This window comes from Gluconobacter kondonii, from assembly GCF_002723995.1.
GTDB classification, from domain to species: Bacteria; Pseudomonadota; Alphaproteobacteria; order Acetobacterales; family Acetobacteraceae; genus Gluconobacter; species Gluconobacter kondonii.
This window is the reverse complement of sequence record NZ_BEWP01000005.1, coordinates 45988-57154: the sequence shown is the minus strand read 5'-3', so window position 1 is coordinate 57154 and position 11167 is coordinate 45988. Positions and strand designations below refer to the sequence as shown.

Annotated in this window: 12 protein-coding genes; 9 read left to right on the top strand and 3 right to left on the bottom strand. The window is 61.1% G+C overall.

Features of this window, described 5'->3' with window-relative positions; translation table 11 throughout:
• Positions 1 to 32 precede the first annotated feature (32 nt).
• Entirely contained in the window at positions 33 to 875 is an 843-nt protein-coding gene (locus tag GKO01_RS06840) for an undecaprenyl-diphosphate phosphatase (protein ID WP_099286402.1), read from the bottom strand.
• A gap of 158 nt (positions 876 to 1033) precedes the next feature.
• Here GKO01_RS06840 and GKO01_RS06835 point away from each other — a divergent pair, with 158 nt between their 5' ends.
• On the top strand, positions 1034 to 1498 hold the full coding sequence (locus GKO01_RS06835) for an MlaD family protein (protein WP_099286401.1): 465 nt from the start codon (positions 1034 to 1036) through the stop codon (positions 1496 to 1498).
• Between the two features lie 12 nt (positions 1499 to 1510).
• On the opposite strand, the gene GKO01_RS06830 is transcribed toward GKO01_RS06835, so the two are convergent.
• Positions 1511 to 2575, bottom strand: coding sequence for an ATP-grasp domain-containing protein (locus tag GKO01_RS06830; RefSeq protein WP_099286400.1), 1065 nt, complete (start codon positions 2573 to 2575; stop codon positions 1511 to 1513).
• Between the two features lie 5 nt (positions 2576 to 2580).
• Complete coding sequence (locus GKO01_RS06825) at positions 2581 to 3147, bottom strand: DedA family protein (protein ID WP_099286399.1); 567 nt, start codon at positions 3145 to 3147, stop codon at positions 2581 to 2583.
• A gap of 193 nt (positions 3148 to 3340) precedes the next feature.
• Here GKO01_RS06825 and GKO01_RS06820 point away from each other — a divergent pair, with 193 nt between their 5' ends.
• Genes GKO01_RS06820 through GKO01_RS06785 form a run of 8 tightly spaced genes read left to right on the top strand, consistent with a single transcriptional unit; the run spans position 3341 to position 11162 of the window.
• Positions 3341 to 4348: a lytic murein transglycosylase gene (locus GKO01_RS06820; RefSeq protein ID WP_099286553.1), complete on the top strand. Its 1008-nt coding sequence runs from the start codon at positions 3341 to 3343 to the stop codon at positions 4346 to 4348.
• Entirely contained in the window at positions 4302 to 5186 is an 885-nt protein-coding gene (locus GKO01_RS06815; RefSeq protein ID WP_244901365.1) for a septal ring lytic transglycosylase RlpA family protein, read from the top strand. Before GKO01_RS06820 ends, GKO01_RS06815 begins: the two co-directional genes overlap by 47 nt.
• Positions 5183 to 6457 carry a D-alanyl-D-alanine carboxypeptidase family protein gene (locus GKO01_RS06810; RefSeq protein WP_099286398.1) on the top strand — a complete coding sequence of 425 codons (1275 nt, stop codon included), beginning with the start codon at positions 5183 to 5185 and terminating at the stop codon, positions 6455 to 6457. Before GKO01_RS06815 ends, GKO01_RS06810 begins: the two co-directional genes overlap by 4 nt.
• Positions 6458 to 6461: 4 nt before the next feature.
• Positions 6462 to 7106, top strand: coding sequence for a dTMP kinase (gene tmk / locus GKO01_RS06805; protein ID WP_099286397.1), 645 nt, complete (start codon positions 6462 to 6464; stop codon positions 7104 to 7106).
• Positions 7103 to 8026: a DNA polymerase III subunit delta' gene (locus tag GKO01_RS06800; protein WP_099286396.1), complete on the top strand. Its 924-nt coding sequence runs from the start codon at positions 7103 to 7105 to the stop codon at positions 8024 to 8026. The genes tmk and GKO01_RS06800 overlap by 4 nt, the downstream gene beginning before the upstream one ends.
• A 30-nt stretch (positions 8027 to 8056) precedes the next feature.
• A complete protein-coding gene (metG, locus tag GKO01_RS06795; RefSeq protein ID WP_099286395.1) occupies positions 8057 to 9592 on the top strand; it encodes a methionine--tRNA ligase in 1536 nt (511 codons plus the stop codon).
• On the top strand, positions 9589 to 10374 hold the full coding sequence (locus GKO01_RS06790; RefSeq protein WP_099286394.1) for a TatD family hydrolase: 786 nt from the start codon (positions 9589 to 9591) through the stop codon (positions 10372 to 10374). Before metG ends, GKO01_RS06790 begins: the two co-directional genes overlap by 4 nt.
• Complete coding sequence (locus GKO01_RS06785; RefSeq protein WP_099286393.1) at positions 10371 to 11162, top strand: MBL fold metallo-hydrolase; 792 nt, start codon at positions 10371 to 10373, stop codon at positions 11160 to 11162. The genes GKO01_RS06790 and GKO01_RS06785 overlap by 4 nt, the downstream gene beginning before the upstream one ends.
• Positions 11163 to 11167: the final 5 nt, after the last annotated feature.

The following is an 11167-nucleotide window of genomic DNA, read 5'->3' as shown; positions in this document are numbered from 1 at the left end:
TAATGTGCCGCGAAAAACGGCGACTGGGAAGTTTAGAGAAGGATGACGGCAGCGGAAAACGCCCCGGCCACGATGCAGTAGACGCCGAACGGTGTGAGCGCCCAGCCGTCATGGTTGCGGAAGAAGCGCAACATCAGAAGCGAGCAGATCAGCGCAGTGATTCCGGCGACGATGGCACCTGCGACGCACTGCACCATGACATCATGGGAGATCGTCATGTGGCGCATCTGCCAGGCTTCACGGACCGTGGCAGCCAGCACGATGGGCTGGGCCATCAGCAGGGAGAAGCGCGCAGCCGTTTCGTGGTCCAGCCCCCGCAGAAGACCGCCATTCATGGTGGCACCGGAGCGGGACAGGCCGGGCAGAAGGGCAAGGCACTGCCAGACGCCGATGATGGCAGCATCTTTCGGGGCAAGGGTCGAAATGGGGCGATGGTCGCGCTGGCCTTTCTGGCGACGGAGCCACTCGGTCGCCATCAGCAGGAAGCCATTGAGGATCAGGAAACCTGCGACAGCGATGGGGGAGCCGAAAACATTCCGCAGACGATGTTCCAGAAGCCAGCCGACCAGTACGGCGGGAATGGTGGCGATGACGAGGAGCAGGAAGACCCGAATCGCATCCATCTGGGCGTGGCGACCATGACGGCCCATCATTCCGGTCAGAATAGCCACCCAGTCTTTCCAGAACACACCTGCCAGTGCGACCAGTGTTCCGACATGCAGCATGGTCAGGAACGGCAGGAACGTCGGTGCGTGCTCATCCAGATCCCAGTGCAGCAGCGCAGGAAGCAGAACGGCATGACCAAGGCTGCTTACCGGAAAAGGTTCGGTAATTCCCTGGACGACGGCGAGAATGAGGGCTTGGAGAAGCGTCATGGAGCCTGTCTCGGTGAAAGCCTTCGTTTACAAAGGCGGAAAAGAGATCACTTGCCCGATGGTTACAATCGACGCAACCACGGATGTAGCCTTGACCGGTCGGTCATGGGAGGACTAACTCCCGATCTGTTCAAGATTTTCCGGAAGGCGAGGCTGGCATGCAGTCAACATTGAGCGGCCGTGGGGGCGCCATCCTGGCCAGTGGTCTGGTGCTGGCGATTGCCGGAACATTCCTCGCTTACGGTAACGCCCTGCGCAAGGGACCGGATTTTCAGGGCTCGGTCCTGCACGCCGCCTTCAATTCCGCGAACGGGCTTCATACGGGCGCGAATGTCGATCTCGCGGGTGTTCCGGTGGGGCGCGTCGTGTCCATTAAGCTCGACCCCAGAACGCAGATGGCGGATGTTGCCTTTACGGTGGACCAGCGTCTGCATCTTCCGGTGGATACGGCTGTGGGAATCGGTGCCCCGACCATGACGGCGGACAACGCCCTGCAGATCCAGCCGGGTCATTCCCGCACGACGCTCTCCAGCGAGGGCAAGATTACCGATACGCAGGATCAGCTCTCTCTGGAGCAGCAGGTCAGCAATTATATTTTCGGTGGTGGCAAGCTGGGCCAGTAAGGCCCGCTTTCGTCAGTCGTTCAGAGGATAGGACGCCAGCAGGCGACGCTGTTTGCGCCAGGAATGCAGCATCGAGAACGCGCCGGACGTTTTCCAGCCTCGCGCCCGGTTGGCGGCACCGATCAGGAACGTCTGGCGGTAATGGGAGAACTGGGCGCGATAGGCTTCCCAGAGCGTCGTCCGCCGGTCCCAGATATGGGTGGCTTCTGAGCCGACACCATTGATTTCGATAATCCGGAAATTCTCACCACGACGCAGGTCTTCGATGGAGGCGGCTTTCACATCCACACGCCCGAAATGGAAATCCGGTATGTCCTGCATGATGGCATCCAGACGGGCCGTCAGCGCATCCGTGGTATCGGCGCGCCCATCCCGGAAAACGGAACCCTTGCAGTGATTGCCTGCAAAAACCAGTGACATCTCCTCGCCTTTGGCAAGGACGTTCTTTTCCCGACCTGCAAGGCGCGGCAGGTAGATCTGCGGGACGAGGCTCATGCGCGCGTCGCTCAGGATCAGTTCCTCAATCGTCGACAAGCCATCGCCCGTCAGGACCGGTGCTTCCTTGTAAGTGATAGAGGTGATGCGGCCACGCGGCTCGTCGGGATGGCGGATGTAGAACAGTCCGGCCTCGACGGGATAGGTGATGAGTTCCTGAACCAGCATGTCCACATCGTCGGGAAACTGCGGCAGAACAGTTTCAAGCTGTTCGCGGGACTGGACGAGCTTCACACCCGTGCCGTTGCAGCCAATATCGGGCTTGATGACGACGGGAAAGGACAGGCCCTTGCGCGTCATGGCATCCAAAGCTCGATGGTCTGCGCCTTTGCCGCTGCGGAAGACAGCATAGGGCGCGATAAAGGACTGCGCCGTGGCGCCCCCCATGTCGAGAATGGACGACTTGCTCTCACCACACAGACCGCCCGTTTCGATGCGCGGGTTGGCGGCCGTGGAAATGCTGAGATCGCGGTATTTGATCCCCATGACGATCCAGTACAGGACGATGGGTGTATAGAAGATGGAACCGGGCCAGAATTCAAAAAGGGAAAGCGGGTTCTGGTCGGCTTCTGACTTGGACATTGCTGTTATTTGCTCACGGTCTGGAGACGGGCGATCAGATGCCCGACGACGACGATACACAGGACAAACCCCGCCAGTCCGGCCCAGCGCCAGCCGCCCTGATGGGCAAGAAGCCAGCCGCCGACCCGCATGGCGAGCAGGAAAAGACACGTCGTCCATACCAGCGTAGCCAGAACGGCGGTCAGGGCAAAACGCAGGAACGGCGCGTGGAAAAAACCGCAGGCGGTATAGAGCGGAAGCCTGGCGCCGGGCACGAAACGGGAGATGGCGACGATGCGGATGACATTCGTGCTGAACCAGTCCTGCGTGCGTTCGCGCTTCGGCAGTGTCAGAAAGCGTCTGAGATAAGGCCAACGCGCACCTGCCGCCCCGAGGCCGTACAGGCCAAGATCTCCGACCGCCACGCCGAAATAGAGCGCGCCCAGAGCCAGCGGAACACTGACCTCGCCCGCGCGGGCCGCGATGGCGGAGAGCACCGTGGCCACGTCTTCAAGGATGAAGGTGCCCACAATGATTGTGGCCGCCTTCAGCCATGCTGGCTGCGAGGCCATGGCGGGGCCGATGGCGATCATGAGTGGGGGGAGTCCATGAACATTCAGTCGCCGGTTTCGCATGCCAGCGCGCCAACCACAATCTTGCCGTGCCATATTTCGGCGCGAATGCTCTGCGAGAGTGCTGACAGAGTTCTGGCGAGGCTGGCGGTCCGGGCTGCGGATTGCTAGCGTGTGTCCTATCATTTTTCCCTGTAAGGGACTGGTCCTGACCGTGCTTCAAAGACGTCATCTGCTTGCTACCCTGACCTCCGCTGCCGGTTCGGCCGCAGTGGGACTTTCTTCTGCCAGAGCGCAGGCTGCCGCCCAGACACCAGCGCAGAGTTATGCCGCTTTTCTCGACAGCGTCCGGACGCAGGCTCTGGCACAGGGGATCGCGCCGTCGATCGTCTCACAGGCTCTCACCCTGACCCGCATCCCCAATGCCTCCGTCCTCAAGCTGGACCGCCATCAGCCGGAGTTCACCCTGACCTGGGCGCAGTATCGCGATCGCGTTCTGCCGGAGTCGCGCTTTGCGAAGGGCCGGAGCGTCTATGCCGCCCAGCAGTCCGTGATGTCTCCTGTAAGCGCACGTTTCGGATGTGACGACCGTGCCGTTATGGGAATCTGGGGGCTCGAGTCGGGTTTTGGTGCCCATGACGGGACATATTCCGTCATCGATGCACTCGCGACGCTGGCCTATGACGGACGACGCTCGGCATTTTTCCGTAACGAGCTCATGAAAGCGCTCCAGATCCTCAATGATGGCGATATTGCCCCTGCGGCCATGATCGGCAGCTATGCCGGGGCCATGGGGCAGGCGCAGTTCATGCCCAGTGCTTATCTGCGCTATGCGGCGGACGGGGACGGAGACGGCAAGCGCAATATCTGGACGTCGGAAGCAGACGTGTTCGCGTCCATCGCCAATTATCTCGGAAAGTCCGGCTGGCAGGTCAATGAACCATGGGGTCAGGAAATCATCCTCACCAAAGCGCTCGACAAAAATGAAACCGGTCGGACCCGCCAGCGGACACTGGGGGAATGGATGGCGCTGGGCGTGCGCCGGGCAGACGGGACGGCATTCTCGCGCCGGGACGTGAAGGGCGCTGTCGTGCAGCCCGATGGTCCGGGAACGCAGGCTTTCATGGTCTATCACAACTTCAACGTGATCCGCCGGTATAACCCGTCGGATTATTATGCGCTGGGCGTCGGGCTTCTGGGGACTGGCATTGTTTCTGCGTAATTGCGGGGCCGTTCTGGCCCTTCTGCCGGTTCTGGGTGCGTGTCATCGCGACGAACCTGCGCCTGTTGCGCATCCGCATTACGAACTGGGTGCTGCGTGGCATGGTGCACAGGGATGGTTCTACCCAAGCGAGCAGTTTGATTATCGCATGACCGGTCTGGCGACGCGCCAGAACGCGCCTGCTTCCGGCCTGAGTGCTGACGGGGAAATCTGGGCGGCAGAAAGCATGACGGGCGCGCATCAGACGCTCCAACTCCCGGCGATCGTCAGCGTCCGCAATCTGCTGAACGGGCGGATCGTGCGCATCCGCCTGACAGATCGTGGACCAGAGGGGCAGGGGCGCATTATTGCACTCTCTCCGAAAGCGGCTGACCTGCTGGTTATGACCGCAGACACGCCCGTTGAGGTGATTGAAGATGAGGCGGCCAGCCGCACGCTGGCGGAAGGGCTGGGGGGAAGACCCGCCGCGCAGAGCATTTCCGCCGCACCGGTAGGCGAAGTGCGCGAAACATCGCTCAGTGACGGGTCTTCGCATGTCTATGGCAACGACTCGTCTTCGGCGAAGGCATCCGCGGCCGTTGGGCCGCTGCCCGCGACATGGATGCAGGGCAGTCCGGGGCCGTCGGGGTTGTATGTCCTGATGGGAATATTTTCCGGCCATGCGGCAGCAGCAGGTGTCGCCCTGCGCTGTAACGGTACGGTTCTGCACGCCTCCGAAGGTGCTGGACTGGAGTGGCGCGTTCTTGGTGGACCCTATGCCGACATCGCACAGGCCGATGCGGCACTGGACCACACCCGCCTGTGCGGGGTAGAGGGCGCGCGGATCATTGTGGAATGACGGCCCGTTGTCTGAAGGCCGTGGAACTGGGGACGAACGTGCGGACTAGACGCTCTCTTTTCGGTGGGGTGGCAGGCATCGCGGCCTGTGCTTCTTTTGCGGGACCCCTGAAGGCGTTTGCCCGCCCGCACCACCATGCGGCTCACGCTGCGAAAGCTGCTGCGGCCCCTGTGGCCGAGGCTCCGGCTGGAACGCCCGCGAATACGCCGATCGGCCCGTTCGATACCGTGGCGCGCTGGGCCTATGTCGTGGATTACGACACGGGCGCGGTCCTGCTCGACAAGGCATCTGACGAGCGTATGGCCCCGTCTTCGCTGACGAAGATGATGACGGCCTACATCGTGTTCGGCATGCTGGCTACTGGGCGTCTCCGTCTGGAACAGAGCCTGCCGGTCAGCGAGAAAGCCTGGCGCACACAGGGCTCCAAGATGTTCGTGCCGCTGGGCCAGAGCGTTCTGGTGTCCGACCTCATTCAGGGTATGCTGATCCAGTCCGGCAATGATGCCTGTATCGTGCTTGCAGAAGGTATCGCCGGGTCTGAAGAACGCTTCGTCGCGATGATGAACGAGGAAGCGCCGAAGCTCGGCATGATGAACTCGCACTTCCTCAACGTAACGGGCCTTCCGGCGGACGGCCACTACATGACGGCCCGCGATGTAGCGACGGTGGCCTCGCATCTGATCCGTGATTTCCCGCAATATTACCATTATTTCGGCGAGCTTGAGTTCACCTACAACCACATCCGTCAGGGCAACCGGAACGTGCTGGTCGACAAGGGCCTCGCTGACGGCCTGAAGACCGGTCACACCGATGCAGGCGGGTTTGGCCTCTGTGCCAGTTCCAAGCGCAATGGCAACCGCGTGATTGTTGTCATCAACGGCACGTCGTCGAGCAACGAGCGCGCGCATGAGGGCGAGCGGCTGATGTTCTGGGCGTTTGCGAATTTCGAAAATGCCACGCTGTTCCGTCGTGGGCAGGTCGTGGATTCCGCTCCCGTCTGGATGGGCGAGCGTCGTCAGGTTCCGCTGGTTGCCGGTGCGGATATCGTCATGACGCTGCCCGTCGGCTGGCAGCAGCGTTCGCATATTGCCGTGGACTATGCCTCGCCGGTGATTGCCCCGGTGACGAAGGGGCAGGTTTGTGGCGCGCTCGTGATTTCCGCCCCGAACATGGCCGATATCCGCGTCCCGCTTGAGGCTGGCGAATCGGTAGCGAAACTTGGACTGGTCGCCCGCGCCATGACGCGTCTGGGCCACGGCCCCGCGCAGTAAGGGGATGGCTGGAACAGGACTGTTCATTACGCTTGAAGGCGGTGAGGGCGCGGGGAAATCCACGCAGGCCCGCCTTTTGGCCGAAGCCCTGCGCGTGGAGGGACATAACGTCCTTCTGACACGGGAGCCCGGTGGCACGCCGGGCGCGGAAGAAATTCGCAACTTGCTGCTGTTTGGGAAAGTTGATCTGTCCTGGCGGGCGGAAATCCTGATGCACATGGCGGCGCGTTCGGACCATCTCGATAACGCCATTCTCCCGGCGCTGGAGCGCGGTGAGATCGTGGTGTGTGACCGCTTCCATGACTCGACGCTTGCCTATCAGGGCTATGGCGTTGGGCAGGGTTCACCCGAGGTTCTGGCGTTTCTGAATGGTGCGCGCAAACTCGTGAATTTCGAGCCGGATCTGACGCTCATGCTGGAACTGCCTCGGGCACAGGCGCTTGAACGTCTGAATGCCCGCGGCGGCCAGACGGATCGTTACGAAGGTCAGGCAGAAGCGTTTCACGAACGCGTTCTGGCTGGATTTGACGCGATTGCCTCAGCTGACCCATTGCGTGTGAAACGTGTGGATGCTGGACAGACGCCGGAAGCCGTCAGTGCAGCTCTTCTACAAGCGGTGCAGAACCGCCTGATGGTTCAGGGCGTGTGAGCGACCCGCGTCACACTCTGGATCTGTACGGTCACTCTGAGGCCGAAACGACGTTTCGGCAGGCTCTGGCCACCGGCAAGCTGCATCATGCCTGGTTGATCTGCGGTCCGGCAGGGATTGGCAAGGCGACGCTGGCCTTCCGTCTGGCCCGGCTGCTGTTGAATGCGGAAAATCCGGACTCGGCACCGGCGCGGCGCATCGCAGCGTCCACACACGGGGACCTGCTGGAAATCTCGCGGGCCGTAGACGAGAAAAAAGGCCGTCTGCGAGGCGAAATCACGGCGGCCGATGTCCGTCCGGTCCAGACCTTCCTGCATCACACAGCGACCGAAGGCGGCTGGCGCGTGGTGATTGTGGATGGGGCGGAATATCTGAACCGGTTCGCAGCCAACGCCCTGCTCAAGATCCTTGAAGAGCCGCCCCCACGCTGCGTCCTGCTGCTGACGACGTCTGCTCCGGGTGCGCTCCTGCCTACGATCCGCAGCCGGTGCCGGATGCTTACCCTGTCCGCGCTGTCCGACGCGGATATGCGCGCTGCACTGCCCGCCATTTCTGTGGATGTGTTGGCGCGCGCCCACGGATCGCCGGGCCGGGCACTCTTTCTCTCGCACGATCGGGACGGGGCGATTGCAGCGTTTGTGGCGGAAATCCTTGGCGGACAGGTGCGCGCTTCGGCAACCATGGCCCTGAGCGAACGTATTGCAAAAGAAGCGGAAGGTTTCGCATTGCTCTGCGATTTGCTAGGCGAAGGACTGGCAGACCGTGCGCGCTCGGCAGCGCGACATGGGGATCTTGCAAAGGCCGATCTGGCGGCGCGGCAGTGTTCTGAACTGGACACGCTAAGGCGTCAGACCGAAGGCTTCAATCTGGACAAGGCCCAGGCCATCCGTCAGGCAGCGGAACTCGCTTCCGGCAGCTGAGATGGTCAGGGCGTTATGAAACGAGTGGACATGACGCGGCGCTTCACCATCACGACCCCGATCTTCTATGTGAACGGCGCTCCGCATATCGGGCATGCCTACACCTCCATCGCGGCCGACGTTCTGGCGCGCTTCCATCGCCTGAATGGCGAAGAGGTCCTGTTCGTCAGCGGGACGGACGAGCATGGCCAGAAGGTCGAGCAGACCGCTGTGGCCAAGGGCATGGAGCCGCAGGCTTATGCCGATGAGGTTTCGGCCTCCTTCCGCCAGATGCAGAAGGATATGGCGATCTCGACCGACGAATTCATCCGCACCACCGAGGAGCGTCACAAGGGCGCGGCCAAGGCGCTGTGGGAGAAGGTTACGGCGAACGGGCATATCTATCTGGGCGCTTATGAGGGCTGGTATTCTACCCGCGATGAAGCCTTCATTGGCGAAGACGAACTGGTCAAGAAGCCCGATGGAACATTCGTGGCTCCGTCCGGTGCGCCGGTCGAGCGCGTCAAGGAGCCATCCTACTTCTTCCGTCTGTCCGATTTTCAGGACCGCCTCCTGAAGCTGTACGAAGACAATCCCGACTTCATCGGCCCCGTTGGCCCGCGCCGTGAGATCGAGAGCTTTGTGCGTCAGGGGCTTCGTGACCTGTCCGTCAGCCGCACGAGTTTCAAATGGGGTGTTCCGGTTCCGAACGATCCGGATCATGTCATGTATGTCTGGTTCGACGCGTTGGCGAATTACCTGACGGCCGTGGGCTATCCTGATCTTGATGATCCTCGTGCGAAGTTCTGGCCTGCCAACATCCATGTCGTCGGCAAGGAAATCGCTCGCTTCCACTGCGTGTACTGGCCCGCATTTCTGATGGCAGCTGGCATCGATCTGCCAAAAAGCGTCTTTGCCCATGGCTGGTGGACGGTCGAGGGCGAGAAGATGAGCAAGTCTCTCGGCAATGTCCTTGATCCGAAGGCGCTTGCCGACGAATTCGGGCTGGATGCGCTGCGCTTCTTCCTGATGCGCGAAGTGCCGTTCGGCGGCGATTCCAATTTCAGCCGTCGCTCCATGATCACGCGTACGAATGTCGAACTCGCCAACGATCTCGGCAATCTGTGCCAGCGCACGCTGAGTCAGGTGGCCCGTAATCTGGACGGTATTCTGCCCGCGCGTGGAACGTTGACCGAAGACGATCAGGCTATGCTGGCGATGGCAACGCTTTTGCCGACGATCATGTCCGAACAGATCGAGCGCAAGGCGATTACGGATGCGCTGGAGGAAGTCTGGAAGGTCATTCGCGCCGCTAACTCCTACATCGACCGTCAGGCCCCCTGGGCTTTGAAAAAGACTGATCCCGAGCGGATGGCCGATGTGCTGCGCGTTCTTGTGGACATGATCCGCGGCATCGCAACCATGCTCCAGCCCTTCATGCCGGACACAATGGCCAAGATGCTTACGCAGCTTGGCGTGCAGGACGACGAGCGGACATTCGCGGCCCTCGAAACGCTGCTCCCGGCTGGCCGCACACTTCCCAAGCCCGAAGGCCTGTTTCCGCGCTTCGTCGAGGAAGAGGCATGACGGGATTGATCGACACGCACTGTCATCTGGACAAGCTTGACGACCTCGCGCCTGCTTTCGAGCAGGCTCGGGAAGCGGGCCTGTCCGGAATGATCACGATCGGAACGCGGTTTTCCAAAGCAGACACGCAGATTGCCCTGACCCAGCATGATACGCCGGAGTTGCGGATCTGGTGTGCGATCGGCATTCACCCTGATTATGCGGGTGAGGAGCGTCTGCCGTCGGTTGAGGAGCTTGTTGCTAAAACCGAAGCGCCTTGCGTGGTAGCGATCGGGGAGACCGGGCTGGATTATTTCCATAGCGACGATGAGGCTAAACCCGCCCAGCACGCCGCGTTCCGAACCCATATCGTGGCTGCGCGCCAGACGGGGCTGCCGGTCGTTATCCACACCCGCAACGCCGACGACGATATGATTGCCATCCTGCGCGAAGAGCATGCGAAGGGCACATTTCCGTTCCTGATTCACTGCTTTGCGTCCGGTCCAAAACTGGCGGAAGCGGCTCTGGAACTGGGGGGCTATATCAGCTTTTCCGGCCTGCTGACCTTCCCGAAATGCGAGGAAATCCGCGAAGTTGCAAGGATGGTGCCGGAAGATCGTCTTCTGGTTGAGACGGACAGTCCGTATCTCGCGCCTGTCCCGAAACGCGGAAAGCCCAACACACCGGGTTATGTCGCGCATACGGCAGCACGGCTGGCAGAGGAGCGCGGTGTTTCTCTCGCAGATATCACACGAATCACGACCGAAAACGCCCGCCGTCTGTTCACGAGGATCGCTGCATGAAGGTGACGATCCTTGGATGTGGCGGCTCCGCTGGCGTTCCGATGATCGGGGGCGAGGAGGGGCCACAGACGGGGATCTGGGGCGCCTGCGACCCCGCCGAGCCGCGCAACCGTCGTACCCGCTCCTCAATCGTGATCGAAGGTGAGGGCGGGTTTCGACTTCTTGTGGATTCAGGACCGGATTTTCGGGATCAGATGCTGAATTGTGGTCTGAGCCATGTTCATGCGGTCCTCTATACACATCCGCATAGCGATCACATCGGCGGTCTGGACGAATTGCGCGCCATCAACCGCGTGATCGGAACGCCGCTGCCATTGTTGGCGACACAGGATGTGCTCGAAGAGCTGCGCCTTCGCTATGCCTATGCATTCGCGCCTTGGAAGGGGCCAGACTTCTATCGGCCGGTCTTCGATGAACGGATTGTGCAGGCTGCAGAGACGGTTTCGTTTCCCGGACTTAACGCTCAGATTTTCGAACAGCGTCACGGGCGGATCACGTCTCTGGGCGTACGATGTGGTAATTTTGCCTACAGCACAGATGTCGAAACACTTTCGGACGAAACCCTGTCGCTACTCGAAGGGGTGCAGACCTGGATTGTGGACTGCTTCCAGTATGATCCACACCCAGCCCATGCGTGGCTCGAGCGCGTGCTGGAATGGCGCGAGCGTCTTGGCGTAGAGCACGTCATTTTGACCCATATGGGCCCGGACATGGACTATCAGACCTTGTGCAAAACACTACCCGAGGGTGTTGAGCCTGCCTATGACGGAATGGTTCTCGAACTCTAGGGTGT

Bases quoted from the DNA above. Each gene is read 5' to 3' on its own strand.
- GKO01_RS06825 (WP_099286399.1), bottom strand. From the start codon at position 3,147: ATGATCGCCATCGGCCCCGCCATGGCCTCGCAGCCAGCATGGCTGAAG.
- metG (WP_099286395.1), top strand. From the start codon at position 8,057: ATGACGCGGCGCTTCACCATCACGACCCCGATCTTCTATGTGAACGGC.
- tmk (WP_099286397.1), top strand. From the start codon at position 6,462: ATGGCTGGAACAGGACTGTTCATTACGCTTGAAGGCGGTGAGGGCGCG.
- GKO01_RS06840 (WP_099286402.1), bottom strand. From the start codon at position 875: ATGACGCTTCTCCAAGCCCTCATTCTCGCCGTCGTCCAGGGAATTACC.
- GKO01_RS06785 (WP_099286393.1), top strand. From the start codon at position 10,371: ATGAAGGTGACGATCCTTGGATGTGGCGGCTCCGCTGGCGTTCCGATG.
- GKO01_RS06830 (WP_099286400.1), bottom strand. From the start codon at position 2,575: ATGTCCAAGTCAGAAGCCGACCAGAACCCGCTTTCCCTTTTTGAATTC.
- GKO01_RS06810 (WP_099286398.1), top strand. From the start codon at position 5,183: ATGACGGCCCGTTGTCTGAAGGCCGTGGAACTGGGGACGAACGTGCGG.
- GKO01_RS06790 (WP_099286394.1), top strand. From the start codon at position 9,589: ATGACGGGATTGATCGACACGCACTGTCATCTGGACAAGCTTGACGAC.
- GKO01_RS06815 (WP_244901365.1), top strand. From the start codon at position 4,302: ATGCGCTGGGCGTCGGGCTTCTGGGGACTGGCATTGTTTCTGCGTAAT.
- GKO01_RS06835 (WP_099286401.1), top strand. From the start codon at position 1,034: ATGCAGTCAACATTGAGCGGCCGTGGGGGCGCCATCCTGGCCAGTGGT.